The 23,395-nt window shown below is 55.2% G+C and carries 23 protein-coding genes and 1 riboswitch; of the genes, 15 read left to right on the forward strand and 8 right to left on the reverse strand.

Features of this window, described 5'->3' with window-relative positions; genetic code table 11:
- Positions 1-200: 200 nt before the first annotated feature.
- Positions 201-267: riboswitch (Fluoride riboswitch) on the reverse strand.
- 35 nt (positions 268-302) lie between these two features.
- The 3 genes from yigL to NCTC9997_RS00775 form a co-directional block, all read right to left on the reverse strand.
- On the reverse strand, positions 303-1,100 hold the full coding sequence (gene yigL, locus NCTC9997_RS00765; RefSeq protein WP_064977090.1) for a sugar/pyridoxal phosphate phosphatase YigL: 798 nt from the start codon (positions 1,098-1,100) through the stop codon (positions 303-305).
- A 235-nt stretch (positions 1,101-1,335) separates the two neighbouring features.
- Entirely contained in the window at positions 1,336-2,355 is a 1,020-nt protein-coding gene (gene pldB / locus NCTC9997_RS00770; protein ID WP_064977091.1) for a lysophospholipase L2, read from the reverse strand.
- Positions 2,356-2,542: 187 nt separating this feature from the next.
- Positions 2,543-3,100, reverse strand: a complete 558-nt coding sequence (locus NCTC9997_RS00775) for a hypothetical protein (RefSeq protein ID WP_133240570.1) — start codon at positions 3,098-3,100, stop codon at positions 2,543-2,545.
- 421 nt (positions 3,101-3,521) lie between these two features.
- On the opposite strand from NCTC9997_RS00775, the gene NCTC9997_RS00780 reads away from it, so the two are divergent.
- Positions 3,522-3,869, forward strand: a complete 348-nt coding sequence (locus tag NCTC9997_RS00780) for a hypothetical protein (RefSeq protein ID WP_010862838.1) — start codon at positions 3,522-3,524, stop codon at positions 3,867-3,869.
- Positions 3,870-3,937: 68 nt separating this feature from the next.
- On the opposite strand, the gene asd is transcribed toward NCTC9997_RS00780, so the two are convergent.
- On the reverse strand, positions 3,938-5,050 hold the full coding sequence (gene asd / locus NCTC9997_RS00785; RefSeq protein WP_047709146.1) for an aspartate-semialdehyde dehydrogenase: 1,113 nt from the start codon (positions 5,048-5,050) through the stop codon (positions 3,938-3,940).
- A 305-nt stretch (positions 5,051-5,355) separates the two neighbouring features.
- Here asd and NCTC9997_RS00790 point away from each other — a divergent pair, with 305 nt between their 5' ends.
- Complete coding sequence (locus NCTC9997_RS00790; protein ID WP_010862836.1) at positions 5,356-5,964, forward strand: YhgN family NAAT transporter; 609 nt, start codon at positions 5,356-5,358, stop codon at positions 5,962-5,964.
- Positions 5,965-6,108: 144 nt separating this feature from the next.
- On the opposite strand, the gene NCTC9997_RS00795 is transcribed toward NCTC9997_RS00790, so the two are convergent.
- Both NCTC9997_RS00795 and rsmD read right to left on the reverse strand, forming a co-directional pair.
- Entirely contained in the window at positions 6,109-6,438 is a 330-nt protein-coding gene (locus NCTC9997_RS00795; protein ID WP_082935440.1) for a DUF1145 domain-containing protein, read from the reverse strand.
- Complete coding sequence (gene rsmD / locus NCTC9997_RS00800; RefSeq protein WP_036768684.1) at positions 6,428-7,048, reverse strand: 16S rRNA (guanine(966)-N(2))-methyltransferase; 621 nt, start codon at positions 7,046-7,048, stop codon at positions 6,428-6,430. Before rsmD ends, NCTC9997_RS00795 begins: the two co-directional genes overlap by 11 nt.
- 335 nt (positions 7,049-7,383) lie before the next feature.
- Here rsmD and ftsY point away from each other — a divergent pair, with 335 nt between their 5' ends.
- The 4 genes from ftsY (at position 7,384) to rpoH (ending at position 11,740) form a co-directional block, all read left to right on the forward strand.
- Positions 7,384-8,940: a signal recognition particle-docking protein FtsY gene (gene ftsY, locus NCTC9997_RS00805; protein ID WP_413463048.1), complete on the forward strand. Its 1,557-nt coding sequence runs from the start codon at positions 7,384-7,386 to the stop codon at positions 8,938-8,940.
- Between the two features lie 3 nt (positions 8,941-8,943).
- Complete coding sequence (gene ftsE / locus NCTC9997_RS00810; RefSeq protein ID WP_010862831.1) at positions 8,944-9,609, forward strand: cell division ATP-binding protein FtsE; 666 nt, start codon at positions 8,944-8,946, stop codon at positions 9,607-9,609.
- A complete protein-coding gene (gene ftsX, locus NCTC9997_RS00815) occupies positions 9,602-10,567 on the forward strand; it encodes a permease-like cell division protein FtsX (protein ID WP_225624445.1) in 966 nt (321 codons plus the stop codon). The genes ftsE and ftsX overlap by 8 nt, the downstream gene beginning before the upstream one ends.
- 321 nt (positions 10,568-10,888) lie before the next feature.
- Positions 10,889-11,740: an RNA polymerase sigma factor RpoH gene (rpoH, locus tag NCTC9997_RS00820; RefSeq protein ID WP_039045956.1), complete on the forward strand. Its 852-nt coding sequence runs from the start codon at positions 10,889-10,891 to the stop codon at positions 11,738-11,740.
- Between the two features lie 150 nt (positions 11,741-11,890).
- Here rpoH and panM read toward each other — a convergent pair whose 3' ends face one another.
- Complete coding sequence (gene panM, locus NCTC9997_RS00825; protein WP_039045957.1) at positions 11,891-12,289, reverse strand: aspartate 1-decarboxylase autocleavage activator PanM; 399 nt, start codon at positions 12,287-12,289, stop codon at positions 11,891-11,893.
- Between the two features lie 537 nt (positions 12,290-12,826).
- Between panM and NCTC9997_RS00830 the strand changes: the two genes are divergently transcribed.
- From NCTC9997_RS00830 to NCTC9997_RS00850, 5 genes are all read left to right on the forward strand, one after another.
- Positions 12,827-13,948 (forward strand): branched-chain amino acid ABC transporter substrate-binding protein, encoded by a 1,122-nt coding sequence (locus NCTC9997_RS00830; protein ID WP_152135401.1) that lies wholly within the window; start codon positions 12,827-12,829, stop codon positions 13,946-13,948.
- 165 nt (positions 13,949-14,113) lie between these two features.
- Complete coding sequence (gene livH / locus NCTC9997_RS00835; protein WP_039045958.1) at positions 14,114-15,034, forward strand: high-affinity branched-chain amino acid ABC transporter permease LivH; 921 nt, start codon at positions 14,114-14,116, stop codon at positions 15,032-15,034.
- On the forward strand, positions 15,034-16,344 hold the full coding sequence (locus tag NCTC9997_RS00840) for a high-affinity branched-chain amino acid ABC transporter permease LivM (RefSeq protein WP_047707147.1): 1,311 nt from the start codon (positions 15,034-15,036) through the stop codon (positions 16,342-16,344). Before livH ends, NCTC9997_RS00840 begins: the two co-directional genes overlap by 1 nt.
- Positions 16,341-17,105 (forward strand): high-affinity branched-chain amino acid ABC transporter ATP-binding protein LivG, encoded by a 765-nt coding sequence (gene livG, locus NCTC9997_RS00845; RefSeq protein WP_064977093.1) that lies wholly within the window; start codon positions 16,341-16,343, stop codon positions 17,103-17,105. Before NCTC9997_RS00840 ends, livG begins: the two co-directional genes overlap by 4 nt.
- Before the next feature lie 114 nt (positions 17,106-17,219).
- Positions 17,220-17,921 carry an ATP-binding cassette domain-containing protein gene (locus NCTC9997_RS00850; protein WP_039045960.1) on the forward strand — a complete coding sequence of 234 codons (702 nt, stop codon included), beginning with the start codon at positions 17,220-17,222 and terminating at the stop codon, positions 17,919-17,921.
- A gap of 131 nt (positions 17,922-18,052) precedes the next feature.
- Here the strand turns inward: NCTC9997_RS00850 and NCTC9997_RS00855 are convergent, their stop codons facing one another.
- A complete protein-coding gene (locus tag NCTC9997_RS00855; RefSeq protein WP_039045961.1) occupies positions 18,053-18,793 on the reverse strand; it encodes a YoaK family protein in 741 nt (246 codons plus the stop codon).
- Between the two features lie 393 nt (positions 18,794-19,186).
- On the opposite strand from NCTC9997_RS00855, the gene glpE reads away from it, so the two are divergent.
- From glpE to glpD, 4 genes are all read left to right on the forward strand, one after another.
- On the forward strand, positions 19,187-19,519 hold the full coding sequence (gene glpE / locus NCTC9997_RS00860; RefSeq protein WP_010862821.1) for a thiosulfate sulfurtransferase GlpE: 333 nt from the start codon (positions 19,187-19,189) through the stop codon (positions 19,517-19,519).
- Positions 19,520-19,555: 36 nt separating this feature from the next.
- Positions 19,556-20,395, forward strand: coding sequence for a rhomboid family intramembrane serine protease GlpG (gene glpG, locus NCTC9997_RS00865; protein ID WP_039045962.1), 840 nt, complete (start codon positions 19,556-19,558; stop codon positions 20,393-20,395).
- A gap of 60 nt (positions 20,396-20,455) precedes the next feature.
- On the forward strand, positions 20,456-21,214 hold the full coding sequence (locus tag NCTC9997_RS00870; protein ID WP_010862819.1) for a DeoR/GlpR family transcriptional regulator: 759 nt from the start codon (positions 20,456-20,458) through the stop codon (positions 21,212-21,214).
- Positions 21,215-21,673: 459 nt separating this feature from the next.
- Positions 21,674-23,182 (forward strand): glycerol-3-phosphate dehydrogenase, encoded by a 1,509-nt coding sequence (gene glpD / locus NCTC9997_RS00875; protein WP_064977094.1) that lies wholly within the window; start codon positions 21,674-21,676, stop codon positions 23,180-23,182.
- Positions 23,183-23,395: the final 213 nt, after the last annotated feature.

Here is a 23,395-nt window from a genome sequence, read left to right on the forward strand (position 1 = left end):
GCCGGCAATCCTGCCGGCGTAAATAACCACGCCGAGTGCACATTCGGCGTTAGCTACGCACGAATAATGCACACTGGCGACAATCACTCCCGATTGCAACAGGGGTCGACAGGGTGACGTAAGCCGAGTCTTGCGAACCGATTTTCGCGCAATTCGCTCAGGGATAACACGCACATGCCCGCCTTCCTGTTACAGTCAGGAATCTAGCAGGCATCATCAGACGGGAAACCCGACGGTTAAGGGAGGAATGCCATCTCCACGATGGCATTCAGTGTATACCGGGGTTTAGCGTGGAAACAAGATCAGGCGATAAACATGCGGCGCAGATAGTGCGCGACGGCCTCATCGGCATTATCGCCAATCACTTCTGCATCCGGCAGGGCATCTTTCAGGCGCTGATGCGCGTTTTGCATCACGCAGCCTTTGCCGACCATGCTCAGCATCTCTAAGTCATTCATGCCATCGCCAAACGCGATGCAGTCCGCCAGCGTCATCCCTTTGAGGGGCAGCACTTGCTCCAGCGCATGACCTTTTGACACGCCGCCGGCCATCACTTCCAAGCACTCAGGCAGTGAGAAGCTGACATTGACCTTGTCGCCAAAGCGGGCGTTGATCGCCTCTTCCATCGGCTGCAGGGTTTCATGCGCGCCCAGATAAAAGACCTTAGCTACGCCATCACAATCGACCAGCTGCATGTTGCTGATATTGCAATGGAAGCCGGTTTCATCATGGAATTCGGCCAGCCAATCGACTTCCCGATCGATGTGCCATTCATCTTCACGGTAGACGTTGGTGATGATGTCAGGGTGATTGTGGGCCAGCGTCATCAGATCATGGGCAATTTCCGGCGCCAGATCGTGTTTGAACACCAGATCACCGGCGGTATTGTGTACCCGAGCGCCATTGGAGGTCACCATGTAAGCATCAATCCCCAGATTTTCGCGGATCTTGGCTACATCTACGTGATGGCGACCGGTGGCGAAAATAAAGCGGATCCCTTGCTCGGTTAACATACGCAGGGTATCGGCGGTAAAAGGGGAGACCCGGTGATCCGGTGTCAGCAGGGTTCCGTCCAGATCGGAGGCTACAACTCGGTACATAAATCACACACTCTGATAGCAGAAAGGAGAAAGCACAGTATACCTGCTGCACGCAGACAGTCTGTTAATCTGACAAATTTCATCCTGTAAGGTGATCTGGCTCACCAAAAGCCATGACATCCCGTTAGGTGAGAATGTTGGTGTGTGCCGGGTTAAGAGATAAACGACGTGCCGCTTATCGACACGTCGTCAGCTGCCTACTGCTTTGCTCTGTTGAGGCGCGAGTCAGCCTACATCAGTAGCGCGCAAAAAAGGCCAAAATTTGGCGCAGAGCTTGGGTGCGCAGCGGGTCTTGCTCAAACAGCAGCTCGTGGCGCGCGCCGTCAATCACGTATGGCTGATTGCCTTCGCATGGGTGACCCGCCTGTGCCATCGCGGTACAAAAACGTCGGTGCGCCTCGTTATCGACCACCGAATCTTGGCCGCCTTGTAGCAGCAGCAGTGGGGTGGTCAGCTCGGGGGCGTGGGTGATGGCATCTTCACCGGCCTGCATCCCTTCGCGGATCCAGTGCAAGGTAGGGCCACCGAGTTGCACGTTCGGATTGGCGGCATACAGCTCACGGAACCACTGATAACGCGGCTCACTGTGGGTCAGATCGTTATTGGCAAACGGCGTGGCTTTGTACGGCCCCGTGCCTGGTGCATAACTTTCTGCCCAGCTCTCTACCCATTCGGCCACACCGGTAATGCTGCGCGTTAGCCAGTGCGGCAGTGGTAAGGCGATCCCCAGCATCGGGGCGGACAGCGCCGCGGCGGTAAAGTCTTGTGGATAGGTTTCCAGATAACCGGCTGAGACTGCGCCGCCCATCGAGTGCGCCAGCAGGAAGGCTTGTTGGTAGCCTTGCCCAGCAATCAGGGTTTGATAGACCTGTTTCATGTCGCGCTGATAGTCGGAGAAATCGGCCACATAGCCTTTGTGCCGATCAGAGAGCATTCGGCCCGATAGCCCTTGGCCGCGATGATCGAACATCACCACATCATAGCCTTGCTGGAACAGATCGTAGGCCAGCTCCTGATACTTGAGGAAACTCTCCAGTCGTCCGTTGACTACCATGATCACCTGCTGATGCTGCGGTGAGTGAAAACGGATGGTTTGTAGCGGCAGGCCATCGGTGCTGGTCAGGGTCTGCTGTTGCCCTTGCTGCCAAAACGGTGTCACCTGTTGCTGCATAAACTCGGGGTAATTCGCTTCACGCGGCGCCGGCGAAAAGGATGACGGCTCGGCAACCGGCGCGGCCTGTAATACTGCGCTCATGATAAGAGATCCCAGATAAACTAAATGGCGTTTCATGTGGCATGACTCCCAGCTCGGAGAGCATGATGATAACAGAAGGCGCTCAGAGTAGTAGACGGTGCGCGCTGTCGCGGCGCAATTCTACGCGTCGACCTGCTTACGGGCGGCGTAACGCGAACAGGGCACCGCGCCGGCGGTTCGGCGTCGGTCAGCGCTCGATGCGCAAAGAGGAGGACTCAAAGTCCGATTGCAGCGTCATGCTGGCCTGATTGGCGGTTTGCATCAGCTCGCGCAGCGCCATGGTATCCGGTAAATGCGCGTCTTTCAGCCAACCGGCATTGCCCCGCAGGGTAAATTGAATTCTGGGCGCATCTAATTGGCCGCTGACTTCCCCGTTGGCATGTAAACTGATTTCATCGAAGGTACACACCGCAGTCACGGTTTGGCAGTGGACGATCCGAATGCGGTTATCCAGCGCCGATTGCTCGAGAGCGTTGACCTGATACAGCTGATCTTCAATCACAATGGCCACTTGCTGGAACGGGTAGTGCTCTTGTTGCCAGACCCCCAGCTCGCCTCCTGATTCAAAACTGCTGGCATTGGGGTCGAAGAAAATGGTGGCGTTGAAAGTGGCTCCGCGCGGATGGTTGAGGAACGGGGTGGCTAAGGTGCCTTTAAAGTCGAGGCTGGCGGCGCCTGCCGGGAGCAGCGCACTCAGACAATAAAGAACCAGAGCAGAAAAATAACGGCATCTGGTCATTGGCATGCGGTTCACTCTCACAGTCAGTAGGGACACAGTGAACGCTGAATAGGAATGACGGCCCAACGCATACTGCGCGTTGGCTTGGTTGTCACTCTTCTTCGGCGTCACAGAGGGTTATCGTTGTGATTTTTCTATTGATTGTAACAAAGGGCTGCTCTGCAGACCGAACAAACAGCCTGTAACGTTACCTCGCTCTCAAATTGAAAATGTTAATAAATTGTTTTCAGGCTGCGCGATGCGTTTCATCATCTTTTCTCGCACCGTTTTCTCGTATGGCTTGGGATGTCGCGGCCACGGGATAACCGTTGCACAGCAGCTTACAAATCAGTCACACTAGAGAAAAATCGGTGCGCTTAACGTGGGAAGCTGAGCGGCTTAGTTGCGCCGTTCGCCGCGTCAGCAGTCAGGCAACAAGGAGGATGGCATGGGACAAATAGATCGGGTAGTCAAAGCCACCCGGCGTCTGGAGCGCTTGCTGCGCCAGCATTTTCATGCCGAAGGACGCGGATTACATGAGTTGATCACCTCATGCGACGATCGTTTACCGGAAGCGGCGGCGCGCAAATTGCGTTTTATCGCCACGGTGCGTAATCGCTTGATGCATGAAGATGGCTATCGCTTGGAGGATGAGCGCGATTTTTTCCGCGCGTGTCGCGAATGTGAGCAGTTACTCACTCCGCGCGCGCCACGGTTGATGTGGCTGCTGGCGGCCATTTTGGTGCTCGGCGTCACCTTGCTGTTTTTGCTGTTAGGCTGGTTTTGGCCGGTGTAACCGTCCGGCGTACAGCCAGTACCGGACGGTATTGCGTGCATCGGTTGCAGCGATGACTGTGGCCGCGCTTAGGCGCTTAGCAGCAGACGCAGCATGCGGCGTAGCGGCTCGGCCGCGCCCCACAGCAGCTGGTCACCCACGGTGAAGGCCGACAGATAATCAGGCCCCATATTCAGCTTACGCAGACGGCCTACCGGTACCGACAGAGTGCCGGTCACGCGGGCTGGCGTCAGCTCTTGCATGGTGATTTCGCGCTGGTTCGGGATCACTTTGACCCAATCATTGTGGGTCGCCAGCAGCTGTTCGATGCTGGTTAGGCTGACGTCACGCTTGAGCTTCAAGGTGAAGGCTTGGCTGTGGCAGCGCAGCGCGCCAACACGCACACACAGGCCATCGACCGGAATTGGTTGGCCGTCGATGCCCAAAATCTTGTTGGTTTCCGCCTGACCTTTCCACTCTTCACGGCTCTGGCCGTTATCCAGTTGTTTGTCGATCCACGGGATCAAACTGCCTGCTAGCGGCACGCCAAAGTTATCCACCGGCAGACTGCCATCACGGGTTTTGGCGGTAACTTTACGTTCGATATCCAAAATGGCGGAGGCCGGATCGGCCAGTTCGCTGGCTACGGTCTGTTGCAGCATGCCCATTTGGGTCAGCAGCTCACGCATGTGGCGCGCACCACCGCCAGAGGCGGCTTGATAGGTGGCCACCGACACCCACTCCACCAGATCTTCAGCAAACAGGCCGCCGAGCGCCATCAGCATCAAACTCACGGTGCAGTTACCGCCGACAAAGGTCTTGATGCCTTGCTCCAGACCGCGTTGGATCACTTGCTGGTTGACTGGGTCGAGAATGATGATGGCTTCGTCTTGCATGCGCAGGCTAGAGGCCGCATCAATCCAGTACCCCTGCCAGCCGCTGGCGCGTAATTTCGGGTAGATCTCGTTGGTGTAATCACCGCCTTGGCAGGTGATAATAATGTCCAGCGCCCGCAGGGCATCCAGATCATAGGCATCTTGCAGCACGCCCGTTTTCCCGCCGACCATCGGCGCCGCTTGACCGGCTTGCGAGGTGGTGAAAAACACCGGGTTAATCAGAGCGAAATCCTGTTCTTCCTGCATGCGCTGCATCAGCACGGAGCCGACCATGCCACGCCATCCAACGAGTCCTACATTTTTCATCACGCGATCATCCTAAGCTGAGTGAGTGAAAGTCCGAAAATGTGCCGGCCGTATTGCCGGAGCACCTCTTTCACCTTACCGATTGCATAAGCCGGTGCAACCCCTGAAGGCGGCTTTTTACCGCTTTCAATTAATAACACAAAGAAAGTGGGATTTATCCGCTATTTATTGCTGGGAAAATGTGCATTTAAGCCATAAATGACCGGTTAAAGCCACGCGCGCTGCCCCTTGCATATGGAGCTTTACCACGGCCACTGGGTATACTTGCCGTTTGACTACTCGGCCAACAGGCAGGAAAAGGCACGATGGAAATGATGTCAGCAGCGGTGCTGTTGTTTCTGATTATGGATCCTTTGGGAAATTTACCGGTATTTATGTCGGTATTGCGGCATTTGGAGCCAAAACGTAGACGTTTTGTCTTGTTGCGCGAGCTGCTGATTGCGTTGCTGGTGATGATGCTGTTCTTGTTTGCTGGCGATCACCTGCTGTCATTCCTGAATGTCCGCGAAGAAACCGTGTCGATTTCCGGTGGTATTATTCTGTTCTTGATTGCGATCCGCATGATTTTCCCTAAGCCCGGTGGCGTGACCGGATTAAAGCCGGGTGAAGAGCCGTTTTTGGTGCCGTTGGCGATCCCGCTGGTAGCTGGACCGTCAGTATTGGCGGCTTTGCTGCTGCTGGCAAAGCAGCATCCGGGGGAAAACATGACCTTGGTGCTGGCGCTGTTGCTGTCGTGGGGCTTGAGCGTGCTGATTTTGCTGTCGTCAGAAGTGCTGAATCGCTGGCTGGGAACTAAAGGCTTGGATGCGATGGAGCGTCTGATGGGGCTGATCTTGGTGATGATCTCCACCCAAATGTTCCTCGATGGCATTGCGCGCTATTTCCACTTGCCGCTGCCGGGTGTGAACCGCTAAGGCCGCGCTGACAAGGTACGTTATCCGGCTCTAAGTGATTCGAGATAGAGTCGATTGCAGGATGACGCCCTACGGCGTCATCCATCCCAGCCATTCTCGCTGATGCTTAGCTTTGGCTCTGCGCTTGTTTGCTAAACTGTCTTACTATGGTGCTCGGCTATTGTTGCTGGCGCGGTAGCGTTGCGTCAGAAGGCGCTGCGCTTGGCTAGCATCTTGCTCCAAACGGCGACGCAGTGGGATCAGCTCCAGCACCCCAAACAGCATCACGCGCAGACTGCCCGCGCGTCCCAGCGGACGGCTTTTGCCCAGCAGGGTGCGCGCCAACAGCAATTGCAGCGTATGCATCACCAAGGTCAGCCCCAGCAGCAGATACAGCAGAGCGCTCAGGGTTTTCGGTGACAGCGGGTGTACCAGATTAGTCAGTAGCAGCCCCCACACCACCAGCATCAAGGCGCGCCCGAGATTAAGCCACATCGTCAGCCTCCGCAGGCGCCTCTTCCGTGCCACGAATATACAAGCGATAGGCCACTTGGCCGGCAGTTTTCTCGCGGTGTAAGCGCCAGTTGTGCGGCACGGGCAGGTCGCCGGCCTCTAATTCGGCCTCGACATAGATATAAGCCCCTGCGCTGAGCCAATTATTTTGCTCTAACAGGCGACAGCAATCGTGCAGCATGCCGCGGCGAAAAGGTGGATCGATGAACACCACATCAAACGGCTGCCCCGGTTGAGCCAGATACTGCAGACTGTCGGTCTGAATCACCTTGGCTTGCTCGGATTTCAACAATTGCACGTTTTTTCGCAGCTGTTCGGCTACATTGCGCTCATATTCCAGCATAATGACTTCACTGGCATAGCGGGACAGCGCTTCTAACCCCAGCGCTCCGCTACCGGTAAAGCAATCGAGGCAGCGCGCCCCATGCAGCACCGGCGCCAGCCAGTTAAAGACGGTTTCCCGTACCCTGTCGGTGGTTGGGCGCAGGCCCGGACTGTCTGGGACGGGCAGTTTGCGTCCACGCCACTGTCCGCTGATAATCCGGATTTGACCGGTAGGATTTTTTGCTGTTGTCGGAGATCGTCTAGCCATACAATTTTTTGACCGCCAGGAAAGTGGTAAACTACGGGGTTCATTCAAGATTACATTCTAATTGCGCAGGGTCGTATTGCGAAATGACTAAAGAAAAGAAACGTGGATTTTGGTCGTGGCTGGGATTGGGCCGTAATAAAGAGCCGGAGTCTGTCGACGAACAGGCCACTGCGGATACGTCTGCTTCCCCAACCGAGGCCGTGACCTCGCCAGTCGAAGAGCATCAAGCTCAGGCCCCTGCGCAGTCGTCGGCTGATTCGTCTGTGGCCGCCGCGGTGGTTGCAGAAAGCGCGGCTAACGCGCCGGCGTCAGTTGACAGCGAGCCAGCGGAGGTTATGCCTGTTACTGAACAGCCTGAACAGCCTGAACAGCCTGAACAGCCTGAACAGCCTGAACAGCCTGAACAGCCTGAACAGCCTGAACAGCCTGAACAGCCTGAACAGCCTGAACAGCCTGAACAGCCTGAACAGCCTGAACAGCCTGAACAGCCTGAACAGCCTGAACAGCCTGAACAGCCTGAACAACCTCACTCCGAGCCGAAAGTCGACACTACGCCAGCGCCGCTGGCGGCTGAGGTGAGTGAACCGGTTGTCACTCAGGCGCCAGAAATGGTCAGTGAGCCCGTGAGCGAGCCGGTTGCTCCTGTGATTGAGAGCGCTACTCTGCCTGCAGAGCCAGAGCCAGAGCCAGAGCCAGAGCCAGAGCCAGAGCCAGAGCCAGAGCCAGAGCCAGAGCCAGAGCCAGAGCCAGAGCCAGAGCCAGAGCCAGAGCCAGAGCCAGAGCCAGAGCCAGAGCCCGAAATTCCGCCGGTTGTGGCCGTGGTCGCGCCGGCACACACTGAAGAAGCAGAAGCAGAAGCAGAAGCAGAAGCAGAAGCAGAAGCAGAAGCAGAAGCAGAAGCAGAAGCAGAAGCAGAAGCAGAAGCAGAAGCAGAAGCAGAAGAGCAGCCGCAAGAGCAAGAAAAGCCAACCAAAGAGGGCTTCTTTGCGCGCTTGAAGCGTAGCCTGCTGAAAACCAAACAGAATATCGGCACCGGCTTCTTTGGCCTGTTCCGAGGCAAGAAAATTGATGATGACCTGTTTGAAGAGCTGGAAGAGCAACTGCTGATTGCCGATGTTGGGGTGAGCACCACCTCGAAAATTATCGGTAATCTGACCCAGCATGCCAGCCGCAAGCAGCTGCGTGACGCGGAAGCTCTGTACGGGCTGCTGAAAGAAGAGATGTCCGACATTCTGACGCCGGTCGAAGCGCCGTTGCAGGTGGAAGGCCACACGCCGTACGTGATCCTGATGGTGGGCGTGAACGGTGTGGGTAAAACCACCACCATCGGTAAGCTGGCGCGTCAGTTCCAGTCGGAAGGCAAATCGGTGATGTTGGCGGCTGGGGATACCTTCCGTGCTGCGGCAGTTGAGCAGCTGCAAGTGTGGGGCCAGCGCAACAAGATCCCAGTGATTGCTCAGCATACCGGCGCTGATTCTGCTTCGGTTATCTATGACGCCATTCAGGCGGCCAAAGCGCGTGGCGTGGATGTACTGATCGCTGATACCGCCGGCCGTTTGCAGAATAAGAGTCACCTGATGGAAGAGTTGAAGAAGATCGTCCGGGTGATGAAGAAGATTGATGAGAATGCGCCGCATGAAATCATGCTGACGCTGGATGCCGGTACCGGTCAGAACGCGATTAGCCAAGCCAAGTTGTTCCAAGAAGCGGTTGGCTTAACCGGTATCACCCTGACCAAACTGGACGGCACAGCCAAAGGCGGCGTGATCTTTGCGATTGCCGATCAGTTTGGCATCCCAATCCGTTATATCGGGGTGGGTGAAGGCATCGAAGATTTGCGTCCGTTCCATGCCAAAGACTTTATCGAGGCACTGTTTGCCCGGGAGGAGTAAAGGATGATCCGTTTCCAGCAGGTCAGTAAAGCCTATCTTGGCGGCCGTCAGGCATTGCAGGGGGTCTCGTTTCACCTGCAACCCGGCGAGATGGCATTTTTAACCGGACATTCCGGGGCGGGGAAAAGTACCCTGCTCAAGCTGATCTGCGGGATCGAACGGCCAAGCGACGGCCAGATCTGGTTTGACGGCCATGAAATTTCGCACCTCAAACACCGTGAGGTGCCGTTCTTGCGCCGTCATATCGGCATGATCTTCCAAGATCACCGTCTGCTGATGGATCGTACCATCTACGAAAACGTGGCCTTACCGCTGGTGATCACCGGCAACAGTGCCGATGAGATTAAGCGTCGCGTGTCTGCGGCGCTGGATAAAGTCGGGCTGCTGGATAAAGCGCGCTGCCTGCCGATCCAGCTCTCGGGCGGCGAGCAGCAGCGGGTGGGGATTGCCCGCGCCGTGGTGAACAAGCCAGCGCTGCTGCTGGCCGACGAACCAACCGGTAATTTGGACGACGCCTTGTCGGCCAGCATTTTGCGGCTGTTTGAAGAGTTCAACCGGGTCGGTGTGACGGTGTTGATGGCTACCCACGATACCCAGCTGATCGCCAGCAAGCCGTATCGCCTGCTGACCTTGGAACAGGGACGACTGAAGGAGACACCTCGTGGCTAAAGCAGCACTGAAGAAAAGCTCAGATCCGCGTCCAACCCGCAGTCGTGGCAGTTTGCGCGAACAGTGGCGACATGCGTGGCACAACTGTCTGCAAGATTTACTGCTGCAGCCGGTGGCGACGTTTCTGACGGTTCTGGTGATCGCCATTGCGCTGACCTTACCCGGAGTGTGTTACCTAGGCTGGAAAAATGCCTCGTTAGCCGCTGACCAGTGGTATCCGGAGCCGGAAATTACCGTGTACCTGCAAAAGACGCTGACCGATCCACAAGCGCAAGCGGTGGCCGATCAGCTGCGTCAATTGCCGGGTGCCAGCAAGCTGACCTATTTATCACGCGCCGATAGCCTCAATGAGTTTCGTCAGTGGTCTGGTTTTAGTGACGCACTGGATATGCTCAATGACAACCCGCTACCGGCCGTCGCCATCATTCGGCCACAAGGCGAGTTTGCCAGCGAGCCGGGCTTGAGCACCTTGCGCGATAAGCTGGCGGCGCAACAAGGGGTCAGTGAAGCCAAATTGGATAACACCTGGCTGGATCGCTTGACTGCTTTGACCGAGCTGGTGGCACAAGCGGCGCTGTGGATGGCCACGTTGATGCTGTGCGCGGTATTTTTAATCATCGGTAACAGTGTGCGTCTGAATATTTTCAATCGCCGCGACAGTATTGAAGTGATGAAGCTGATTGGGGCGACTGATGGCTTTATTCTGCGTCCGTTTTTATACGGTGGCGCACTACTCGGGTTGGCCGGTGGGCTGCTGGCGTGGCTGCTGGACAGCATTATCATCTGGCGCTTGCAGTTGCAGGTCGACAAAGTGATGCAGGTGTTTGGCACCAGCTTTACCCTGCGCGGGCCGGGGCTGGAAGAGGTGCTGTTGCTGCTGATTGTCTCGGGCATGATTGGCTGGTGCGCCGCATGGTTAGCGACCGTGCGCCATTTACGCGAGTTTGCGCCTAAGTAAAAAAACTGTTTCGCCTTTGGGAACTCGTAAGCGATTGCACAGTCCAATAAAAGGTCTGTTTTGCGGCCAGCATCACGCTGGCAGCGCAACAAAAGCGTATCGGTGACAGATACACTTGGTTAAGATTCACCCTTTGCCCTCTGGGTAAAGTGCGCTACATTACTGACGGTCGATAGCCACAGCATGTCTGTCCTATCGGCCGCGTTTTTAGGCAGTCTGATTGCCGTAGGTTTAGGTTCATATCCGACTGTTTGAGGACTTTGCCCTTAGCGGCAGTCCGCCTAGCAATACCTGTAATACCGATCTCAACGAGAGGACTTAATGACACAAGATATGCAATCCATGACCCTGGTTCCGCAAGGCAGTCTGGAAAGTTACATCCGGAACGCCAACGCTTTTCCAATGCTGAGTGCAGAGGAAGAGAAGGAGCTGGCCGAGCGGCTGCATTATCATGGTGATATTCAGGCCGCGAAAAAGTTGATCCTGTCGCACCTGCGCTTCGTTATTCACGTAGCCCGCAATTATGCCGGTTACGGTCTGCCGCAGGCGGATTTGATTCAGGAAGGCAACATCGGCCTGATGAAAGCCGTGCGCCGCTTTAACCCTGAGGTCGGGGTTCGGTTGGTCTCCTTTGCTGTGCACTGGATCAAAGCTGAAATTCACGAATATGTGCTGCGTAACTGGCGCATCGTGAAAGTCGCCACCACCAAAGCACAGCGTAAGCTGTTCTTTAACCTGCGTAAAACTAAGCAACGCCTCGGCTGGTTCAATTTTGATGAAGTCGACATGGTGGCCCGTGAACTTGGGGTTACGGCGGAAGATGTGCGTGAAATGGAATCGCGCATGGCGGCGCAGGATATGGCGTTCGATTTAGGGCCGGAAGATGAAAGCCGCGAGACACCGCAGGCACCGGTACTCTATTTGGAAGATAAATCGTCAGATTTTGCCAACGGGATCGAAGAAGATAACTGGGAATCTCACGCCGCCGACAAACTGGCCGATGCGATGAGTCTGCTGGATGAGCGTAGCCAGCACATTATTCGAGCACGTTGGTTAGATGAACCGAAAGCGACCTTGCAGGAGCTGGCGGATCACTATCAAGTGTCTGCCGAGCGCGTGCGCCAACTGGAAAAAAACGCCCTGAAAAAACTCAAAGGGGCGATCGAAGTTTAATATCCCGCGTTTAATATCGTGCGTAGAGTCACTGCGCGACCTGAATAGAAAAAGCCGGCAGATTGCCGGCTTTTTGCTGTCGGTTGGACGGGCTCAGTTAATCGCGAGCACGCTGTTTTATCGCGCCAATCCCATCATCACGATGGCTAGTTAAGCCGTCATCGGACACCAGCTGTTGGCATCACGGGCTTGCCATCCGCAGGCATGCAAAAACGCCGTCAGCTCGGTAGGGGCTTCGGCGGTACGCACATCCATTTCCCACACGCTGATTTCCGGCACTAACAGCGGCGTTTGCTCCAGCAGATAGCGCCCCACGCCACGGCGGCGGGTGACTGGGCGCACCTGTAATTGCTGGATCTGACCGCGATGACCATCGCGGGTGACCCACAATCCGGCCAGTAGATGATCGTTAAAACGCGCCACCAGCAAAATCTCGGCATTGGCCAAGCGCTGCTGCAGCTGGGTGGCACTTTGTTGTGGCCAAATTTTCAGTAAATCGGCCATCTCTGCGGCGCTCGGCTGCGCCAGCCGTTCAATTGTCAGTTTCATCTCTTACATCCTGTCAGTGACTGAGCCGTTGCCTACTGGGCAGTTATCGTGCGCCAGTGTACTCCAGAGCGGCTGGGGGATCAGCTGTAAAAAATATGCCACACATTGTAAATAAAAGGTTACTTATTGCTGCGGCTTATGCCGCGTGCCACAAAAAGTCTGAAATATGTGACTGGCTCGCGTCAGCTGGCTATGCAATTCGGTTCCCCGCGTGATCAGGGAAAAAATAAACCTCGGTTGTCGACACTTTTTCTGTGCCGATAAATGTCCTGATTGGTTGGATTTTCCTGAAATGAAACGAGTGTTTGTTTTTTGAGCGTGGAGAAAACATCTGGATTTTTGCTTGCGCTACAGACAAAACGAAATCTTATGCTGCAGGTTCTGGGGTTGAGTGGCGAATAAATGCGCTTGTATCGCAACTCACAGTGATGTTAAAAGGTTGTGTGTCGGGCTGTGATTTTACGTATGCCGTGCGTTATCGGCCTGTCATCGCAGAAGAACAGGAAGTCCTTAGAATAATTACAGGCAGGAATCATCATGGTAATCAATAAATGGAATAAAACCGCTGGGTTTATCGCGCTCAGCAGTGCCCTGGCCCTGTACTCAGCTGCCAGCATGGCCGGAGAAGTCAAAATCGGGATTGCCGGTCCGATTTCCGGTCCAGTAGCCCAGTACGGTGATATGCAATTTACCGGAGGCCGGATCGCCGCCGAATTGCTCAATCAGACCGGTGGGATCAACGGCGACAAGATTGTCGCGGTGGAATATGACGATGCCTGTGATCCTAAGCAAGCGGTCGCGGTAGCCAACAAAGTGGTGAATGACGGCGTGAAGTTTGTCATCGGACACCTGTGCTCGGCCTCGACCCAACCGGCGTCTGATGTGTATCAGGATGAAGGAGTACTGATGGTCACGCCGGCCTCTACCAGCCCGGAGATCACGGCGCAAGGCTATGATCTGGTGCTGCGCACCATTGGTCTGGATTCTGACCAAGGTCCAACCGCTGCCAAATACATCATCAACCAGGTTAAACCGCAGCGCGTGGCGGTGATCCACGACAAACAGCAGTATGGCGAAGGCATTGCCACCAGCGTGAAAAAAGGGCTGGAAGGCGCGGGGATCCCGGTTGTGGCCTTTGAAGGTGTGACCTCTGGCGACAAAGATTTCTCTGCCTTGCTGGCCAAACTCAAGCAGCAAAATGTCGATTTTGTTTACTACGGCGGTTACCACCCAGAGCTGGGGCTGTTACTGCGCCAAGCGCAAGCGGCAGGTCTGAAAGCGCGCTTTATGGGTCCAGAAGGGGTGGGTAACAAGGAGATCTCCAGCATTGCCGGCCCGGCTTCCGAAGGGTTGCTGGTAACGTTGCCGAAGAAATACGACCAAGACCCAGCGAACCAGCCGATTGTTGACGCGCTGAAGGCCAAGAAGTGGGACAGCACCGGCCCGTTCGTGTGGACGACCTATGCTGCGATGCAAGCGATCAGTGAAGGCATCAAACGTGCCGGTAGCACAGAGCCTGAAGCGGTGGCTAAAGCGCTGCGCAGTGCGCCAGTGAATACCGTGATGGGCCCGCTGACGTGGGATGAAAAAGGCGACCTGAAAGGCTTCGAGTTCGGGGTGTTTGAGTGGCACGCAGACGGCACCTCTAGTGCGAAATAAAGGGTGATATCCGTTGGCAGTCACCCGTGCGGGTGACTGCCCGTGTCAGCGGCCCGTATAGGCGGGCGGCGGCGAACAGGGAACAAGTTCCGCAAAACGACAATACCGATCGGTGTTTAGCATGGCGAGTGGCCATGTACTGAGCGGAAAGATAAGGAACGTCGTATGTCCGAGCAATTTTTCTATTTTGTACAACAGCTGCTGAACGGCCTGACCATCGGCAGTACCTATGCCTTGATCGCCATCGGGTACACCATGGTGTACGGCATCATCGGCATGATCAACTTTGCCCATGGTGAGGTGTACATGATTGGCAGCTATATCGCTTTTTTGGTGATTGGCTTGCTGATGATGTTAGGGATTGACTCCAGTGTGCTGCTGATTGGCGCCGCCTTCTTGGTGGCGATCGTGATCACCAGCGCCTACGGCTGGAGTATCGAGCGGGTCGCCTACCGACCGGTGCGCCATTCCAAACGTTTGATCGCGCTCATTTCGGCTATCGGGATGTCGATTTTCCTGCAAAACTATGTCCGTCTGGCGCAAGGCTCGCGTAGCCTGACTATCCCGCATCTGCTACCGGGCAATTGGGAGCTGGGTGGTAGCGGCCAGATGACCCTCAGTTACATGCAAGTGCTGATCTGGGTCGTCACCTTGGTCAGTATGTTAGCCCTCAGTCAGTTTATCCGTCACTCGCGCATGGGGCGAGCTTGCCGCGCCTGCGCGGAAGACATCAAGATGACCAACTTGCTCGGTATCGATACCAATCAGGTGATTGCGCTGACCTTTGTTATTGGCGCGGCGATGGCGGCGGTGGCCGGTGTGCTGCTGGGCACCTACTACGGGGTCGTCAACCCGTATGTCGGCTTTATGGCTGGGCTGAAAGCCTTTACCGCGGCGGTGTTGGGCGGCATTGGCAGTATTCCGGGCGCCATGCTGGGTGGTTTGCTGCTCGGCGTGGTGGAAGCGTTGACCGCCGGTTATATCAGCACCGAATACAAAGATGTGATGGCGTTTGCGTTACTGATCAGCGTGTTGCTGTTTATGCCGAGCGGCATTTTAGGGCGGCCTGAAGTGGAGAAGGTGTAATGAAACGGACGTTCATGCATGCACTGTTATCGGCCGGCATGTTAGTGGTGCTGACTTTTATGCTGATGGGCCTGCGCCTGACCAACGAAGGTGGGCAAGTGATCGTCAGTGGCGCGGAGCCGGCGCAAGTGCGCTGGATTTTTCTCGGTGCGGCGCTGGTTTTTGTGGTGCAGTTACTGCGCCCGTGGTTGAGCGGCTATTGGCAGCGAGCCAAGCAGCGCCTGCCGGTGGTGGAGTTACCGGCGCTGGATCTGAGCCGGCATCCGCAACGTTCACGCTTTTGGTTGCTGCTGGTGTTGGGGCTGGCGCTGCTGTTCCCATTTTTGGTGTCACGTAGCGCCGTGGATATCGCCACTTTAACCTTGATTTACGTGATGCTGGGCTTAGGCCTGAACGTGGTGGTGGGATTGGCGGGCTTACTCGATCTGGGGTATGTCGGTTTTTACGCGGTGGGCGCCTATAGCTACGCTTTGCTGAACAGCTATCTGGGTTTTAGCTTCTGGGAAGCCTTGCCGATTGCCGGTTTGCTGGCGGCACTGTTTGGTTTTTTGCTGGGATTTCCGGTGCTGCGGTTACGCGGTGATTATCTGGCGATTGTGACACTCGGCTTTGGCGAGATCATCCGGATTTTGCTGCTGAACTTAACGGAGATCACCGGCGGCCCGAATGGGATCGGCCAGATCCCGAAGCCTACTTTGTTCGGTTTGGAGTTTAACCGCACGGTAAAAGATGGCGGCTGGGAGACGTTCCATCAGTTTTTTGGCTTGCCTTACAGCGGTGACAGCAAAGTGATCTTCTTGTATCTGATGGCGCTGTTGCTGGTGTTGCTGACGTTGCTGGTGGTGTATCGCTTACTGCGTATGCCGTTGGGGCGGGCGTGGGAAGCGCTGCGCGAAGATGAGATTGCTTGCCGTTCTCTGGGGCTGAATCCCACCATTATCAAACTGACTGCCTTTACCATTGGTGCCACCTTTGCCGGTTTTGCGGGCAGTTTTTTTGCCGCGCGGCAAGGCTTTATCAGTCCGGAGTCCTTCACCTTTATCGAGTCGGCCATCATTTTGGCGATTGTGGTGTTAGGTGGCATGGGCTCCCAAGTGGGGGTGATTTTGGCTGCGGTGGTGATGACCGTATTGCCAGAGTTAGCGCGTCAGTTTGATGAGTACCGGATGCTGCTGTTTGGATTGATGATGGTGCTGATGATGGTGTGGCGACCACAAGGCTTATTGCCGATGCAGCGTCCGCATCTGTCACTGCCCGATTCTCCCGAAGAGCCGCAGGCGGCGTCGCGCGCAGTAGGAGAGCAAGCATGAGTGCATTATTACAAGTCACGGATTTGAGCATGCGCTTTGGTGGCCTGCTGGCGGTGAACGGCGTGGCCTTGGAGCTGCATCCCGGTGAGATTATCTCGGTCATCGGCCCAAACGGGGCCGGTAAGACCACCATCTTTAACTGTTTGACCGGTTTTTATCGCCCCTCTGGTGGGCAGATTTTACTGCAAGGAACGCCGATTCAACATTTGCCGGGGCATCAAATTGCCCGCTTGGGCGTGGTGCGCACTTTCCAGCACGTGCGGCTGTTTAAAGAGATGACGGCGGTGGAAAACCTGTTGGTGGCGCAGCATCGTCATCTGCATACCGGTTTATTCGGCGGCCTGTTTAAAACCCGTGCCTTTCGCGCGGCGGAAGCGCAGGCGCTGGCCACGGCTGAATATTGGCTGCAAAAAATCGGCCTGACGGAGCATGCTAACCGCATGGCCGGTAATCTGGCTTATGGCCAGCAGCGTTTGCTGGAGATTGCCCGCTGTATGGTGACGCGGCCAAAAGTGTTGATGCTGGATGAGCCGGCGGCCGGTTTAAACCCGAAAGAGACCGAAGCGCTGGATGCCTTGATCCTCGATTTGCGCGCGAACCATGATGTGGCGATTTTGTTGATTGAGCACGACATGAAGTTGGTGATGGGGATCTCCGATCGCATCTATGTGGTCAATCAGGGCACCCCGCTGGCAAGCGGCACCCCTGCGCAGATCCGGCATCATCCAGATGTGATCCGCGCCTATCTGGGGGAAGCATGATGCGGCGAGGAGAGCAAAAACCGCGCCTCACGCAGTGCACATGGTTAAACTGTGAGCCAAGAAGTGCGCCGAGAAGAATGCTAAGAAGAACAAAAAGCCCCACAAGGAGGATGTATGCTGGAGCTGCGTAATGTCTGTGCCCATTATGGAAAGATCCAAGCCCTGCACGATATCAGTATGCACATCAATCAAGGCGAGATTGTGAGCCTGATTGGCGCCAATGGTGCGGGAAAAACCACGCTGTTGGGCGCAATTTGTGGCGAGCCTGCGGCCAGTGGTGGCCAAATTTTGCTGGAAGGCACCGATATCAGTGGCTGGCCGACCGCGCAAATCATGCGTTCGTCCTTGGCGATTGTGCCGGAAGGACGGCGGGTATTTGCGCGGCTTACGGTGGAAGAGAATTTGGCGATGGGCGGCTTTTATACGGCCAAAGAGGATTACCGGCGGATTTTGGCTCACGTATACGAGCTGTTCCCGCGTTTGTATGAGCGGCGCGAACAACGTGCGGGCACCATGTCCGGCGGTGAGCAGCAAATGTTGGCGATTGGGCGTGCGCTGATGGCTAAACCGCGGCTGTTATTGCTCGATGAGCCCTCGTTAGGTCTGGCACCGATTATCATCCAGCAGATTTTCAGCATTATCGAGCAGCTGCGCCGCGAAGGGATGACTATCTTCTTGGTAGAGCAAAATGCCAATCAGGCGCTCAAGTTATCCGATCGCGGTTATGTGCTGGAAAATGGGCATGTGGTACTCAGCGGCACTGGCGCGGAATTGCTGGCGAACCCGGCCGTGTGTGAAGCTTATCTGGGGGCGTGAGGCCATCGGCGCGAAGAGATATCTATCGGTTCAAAGAGATACAGCGTATTTAGAAAGAAAAAAGCCGTCGCATTACGACGGCTTTGTTGTCTGTTTTTTATCTGCTTTTATGTCTCGGCGCCGTATCCCAGTTAAGGTAAATCACGCTGCGCCACATCGGTATCTGAACGGTGACGGTTGATGTGGGCGAAGGTGTATTCCTTGTAGCTTAAAAACAGCATCAAGGCACACGGTAAAATCAGGCACAAGAAACGGTCTTGGGCAAAGCCATAGGCGGCCACAGTAATCCCCAAAATGAAACTGACCACTGACCAGAACAGACTCCACAGCAAGGCTTGCTCTTCGCGTCGGCTTTGGCCGCAATAAGGCTCGCTGGTGGCAAAAAACTCGGTCAGACGGATGGTCAGCTGGATCAAATTCCCAGTCGCGGTCGCGGTACCAATGCGATGACGCAGCATCAAGCGCGAAATCGCACAGTGGATCCCCATGGCTGTCACCCCCAGCAAGCTGGTCAGCAAGAGCCAGAAATTATCGCTGTCCGGCTCGGCCTTGAGAGTGTGGCCGCAAATCATAAATAAAAACAGCAATACGGTTTCCGCCATATACCAGCGCGCTTTATAAAAAATACTGTGCTGATTTTGGCGGGTGAAACTGTAGGTCACCACCGCCATCGCCAGCATAAAGCAAACTACTGCGCTGACGGCCAGCCACAAGGTGGTTGCCAATGGGGCGCTGGCGACGATCAAGCTCTGGATAATACTGGATGTGAACAGACCGCTTAAGCCGATAAAACCGACGGTATCGATATAACCGGCAATCCACGACAACAGCACGGGCTCTAGCAGGAAGGGTTCCTTACGGGGGAATTCCATAGAAGCACCTCGATACTCCGTATGCAAGGGATGACATGACCGACAACGCGGTCGTCACCAATAATTGGGATTAACAAACCACTGTGGTACCCGCTCTACGTGAAGCTGCTTGAACTGTGCCGCCTGTGATTATACGAACAGTAGTTTTACACAGTAACTTTACGTAGCGAGGGTAATGCGTAGTGTTCAGGCTAGCGGGAGTGACCCAATAGCGCTGTGATTACATTAGCGTTTTTCACATGTACAAGGGTTAAAACTTGTAATCATTCTTGAGAGTCCACACAGTTCATCGGGTTGGTGCTAAGCCCGAATCCGGTACAATGCGGCGATAGCGGATAATCCTATTTGCTCCGGCCAAACGTTGGCCGTCGGTGGTGGTTTACAGAGGTGAGCATGACGCAATTTCAGTTTATTTCGGTCGAACAGGCGCTACAAAAGTTGCAGGCTGAGCAGGCGGTTTTGGTCGATATTCGCGATCCACAAAGTTTTGCCGCTGCCCATGCGCCACAGGCATTTCACCTGACCAATCAATCCTTGCTACCTTTTATGCAACAGACTGATTTTGCGATGCCGGTGATTGTGATGTGTTATCACGGCAACAGCAGTCAGGGCGCAGCACAATATCTTGTTAATCAGGGCTTTGATGAGGTATACAGTCTCAATGGCGGCTTTGAAGCCTGGCGTAAAGTGGCGCCAGTGGTGAGCGATCCGCTTCAGCCAGAATAACCGGACGTCGTTCCGGTTTGTTACGGGAACGTCTTTATGCTGTTTTTAATTCATCTGCCTAACCCGCGTCTGGCGCAGGCTTACATTGATTATATGGCCACGCGCGGCGTGCGCATTGAGCTGCGTCCAGAGCCGGAAGGGTATGCTCTGTATGTGCTCGATCCGGCGCAGGAAAGTCTAGCGCAGCAGGAGCTGGCGGCTTTCTTGCACAATCCGGATGCTCCGCAGTATCAAGATGCCAGCTGGCAGCGTGCTGATACCGCCACCGCTAGCCGCTTTCACTATCCGGCATTCTCTTATCTGCAGGCGCTGAAAGTGGGGGCGGGGCCTTTTACGCTGGCCATAATGCTGGTGTGCGTGTTGGTGTACGTGGCCGGGTGGCTGGTAGGTGAGCCGACGGTGTTTAGCTGGCTCGGCTTTGCCCGCACACCGGAGCAATACTGGCAATTATGGCGTTTGTTCACTCACGCTTTTTTACATTTTTCCTTGCTGCATATCAGCTTTAACTTGTTGTGGTGGTGGGATCTGGGCGGCCCGTTAGAGAAAAAACTGGGCTCCGGTAAGTTGGTGCAGCTATTCATGTTTTCGGCCTTGCTGTCGGGCGTGGGGCAAGCGTGGGTCAGCGGTGTGTACTTTGGTGGTTTGTCAGGCGTGGTGTATGCGCTGGTCGGTTACCTGTGGGTCAGTGGCGAGCGCGCGCCGGAGCGCGGCGTCAGTATTCCGCGTCCGCTGGTGGCCTTTATGCTGGTCTGGCTGGTACTAGGATGGTTTAATCTGTTCGGCTTATCCGTGGCCAATACGGCGCATATCATCGGATTACTGAGCGGCTGCGCGCTGGCATTCTGGGATTGCCATGCATACCGCCGTGCACATTAAAATCAGAACCGCACGGTTTCTTATAAAAAGATAAACGCAAACAAACGCGTAGGAGAGCAGGTGAAACAGACGCAAAGACACGAAGCGATCGTGGAGTTGGTGCGCGAACACGGCTATGTGAGCACCGAAGATCTGGTGGCGCACTTTTCTGTCAGCCCCCAGACTATCCGTCGCGATTTAAATGATTTGGCGGCCAGCAATGTGATCCGCCGCCATCACGGTGGTGCGGCGTTGCCGTCCAGCTCGGTGAATACCGCTTATCATGACCGCAAAGGGATGTGTTCAGAGGAAAAATCTCGTATTGCGCAAGCGGTGGCTGAGTTGATCCCCGATGGGGCGACTTTGTTTATTGATATCGGTACCACCCCTGAAGCGGTGGCGCATGCTCTGCTAAATCACCGCGATCTGCGCATCGTCACCAATAACCTGAATGTCGCGACATTGCTGACCGGCAAAGAAGATTTCAAAGTGATTTTGGCCGGTGGTGAAGTGCGTAACCGTGATGGCGGGATTGTCGGCGAAGCGACGCTCGATTTTATCTCTCAGTTCCGTTTGGATTTTGGCATTCTGGGGATCTCCGGCATTGATCTGGATGGCTCGCTGCTGGAGTTCGACTATCACGAAGTGCGCACCAAAAATGCCATTATTGCCAACTCGCGCTGCGTGATCTTGGTGACTGACCACTCCAAATTTGGCCGCAGTGCGATGGTCAATCTGGGCGGAATTGATAAAGTCGATTACCTGTTTACCGATCAAGTGCCGCCTCCGCAGCTGAAAAAAGTGCTCGATGACAGTGATGTGAATCTGGTGCTTTGCTAACGAACACTTTCCTTTACGAACATTTTTAATCTGTTCTCTCAATCCGGCTCCTTCGGGCCGGATTTTTTATTTCTGCGCGACTCGCAGTCTCCCTACGTTTAGGTGCATTGCTTAGGCTCATTGCTTAAGCACATGGCCAACGATCAAACTCGGCGGCTAAGTTGGAGAATAAATTCCCCTGTACGCGCTGTGCGCTATCTCGCTGTTCAGATTACACTTATTGGATAGGCGGTCACGAAATTACGCGTCATAACTAGGTACCGCGCTGCTGAATCGTGCCCCGCCTGACGTTACTGCATAGCAGAGGATAGCGGCATAGTTGCGGTTTAATGCCGTCAGTGAAAAACCCTTATCTTTATACGGTTGTTTTGTTTTTGTTATCTTATTGCTGCGCGCGATATTTTCGCATACACTCATTTTTGCGTGATAACGAACATTTGAGGCTGTGGTATGAGTGCAATGGAAATCAACGATCTGATGGTAGTCGGCGGTGGGATTAATGGCGCCGGTATTGCGGCGGATGCAGCAGGACGCGGCTTATCGGTGGTGTTATGCGAGGCGGCAGATCTGGCCGGTGCCACGTCGTCAGCCAGCTCTAAGTTGATCCATGGCGGCCTGCGCTATCTGGAGCACTACGAGTTTCGTTTGGTGGGCGAAGCGCTGGCCGAGCGCGAAGTGCTGCTGAAAATGGCTCCGCATCTGGCATTTCCGATGCGTTTTCGTCTGCCGCACCAGCCTCATTTGCGTCCGGCGTGGATGATCCGCGCGGGCCTGTTTTTATATGACCATCTGGGCAAGCGCACCACGCTGCCGGGCAGCTGCGGTATTCGTTTTGCGGCGCAAGATGGTTTGCAGCCCGATTTACGGCGCGGTTTTGAATATTCCGACTGCTGGGTGGATGATGCGCGTCTGGTGGTGGCTAATGCCCGTCAGGTGGTGGAAAAAGGCGGTCAGGTGCTGACCCGCACCGCGGTTGTGAGCGCGAAGCGTGAGAATGGCTTGTGGCGGGTGGAGACTGAGCAACGCGGTCCGCACGCCAGTGGTGAACGCCGCGTGTGGTGGGCGCGTGCACTGGTGAATGCTACCGGCCCGTGGGTAAAACAGTTCTTTGATGACAGCTTGCAGGCGGCCTCCCCGCGCAATATTCGGTTGATTAAAGGCAGCCACATCGTGGTGCCACGGGTGAATAGCGGCCCACAGGCTTATATCCTGCAAAACGAAGACCACCGGATTGTGTTTGTGATCCCGTGGCTGGATAAATTCTCGATCATTGGTACCACTGATGTGGAATACCACGGCGATCCACGCGCGGTGCAGATTGATGAAAGCGAAATCGACTACCTGCTCGGGGTCTATAACCGCCATTTCAGCGCGCCACTGCGCCGTGAGGATGTGCGCTGGCATTATGCCGGTGTACGTCCGTTGTGTGATGATGAGTCCGATTCACCGCAAGCAGTGACCCGTGATTACACGCTGGAATTGGCCGATTGGTCGGGCAAAGCGCCGTTGCTATCGGTGTTTGGCGGCAAGCTGACCACTTATCGTAAGCTGGCACAAGCGGCGATGCACCGGTTACAGCCGTACTTCCCAGAGATGGGGCCTGATTGGACGGCGCAGAGTGTATTGCCTGGTGGTGAGATGGGCATGGATCGTCGTCAGTATAGCGAAGCCTTGTGTCGCGATTATCCGTGGTTACCGGCTGACATGGCGTATCGCTATGCTTGCACCTATGGGGCGCGTAGCCGCCAGATTTTGCGTGGCGCGGAGTCATTGGAAGAGTTGGGGCAGCATTTTGGCCATGATCTGTATCAGGCCGAGATCCGTTACCTGCAAACGCAAGAGTGGGCGCAGACGGCAGAAGATATATTGTGGCGCCGTACCAAGCTGGGGATGTTCCTGACCGGTGAAGAGCAAGCGTACTTGGCCGAGTGGCTGGATAAGCAGGGCAAACTGTCTGCGGTGGCCTGAGCATAAGCGCCTAAGCATAAGCTTCTAAACATAAGTTTCTAAGCATAGCCTCTTATCTGTTCTTAGGCATTGGCGAAGTCCAAAAGAACGCCTGTGCCATGCGATAAGACTGCGCAAACAGGGTACACCAACGGGCGATGGCATTTTGCGCGATCGCCCGTTTTTATGTCAGCGCTTTACTGAGTGCAGATGTTATTAGTGCTAACCCGTGCG

This window comes from Plesiomonas shigelloides, from assembly GCF_900087055.1.
GTDB lineage: Bacteria > Pseudomonadota > Gammaproteobacteria > Enterobacterales > CAMTGL01 > Plesiomonas > Plesiomonas shigelloides.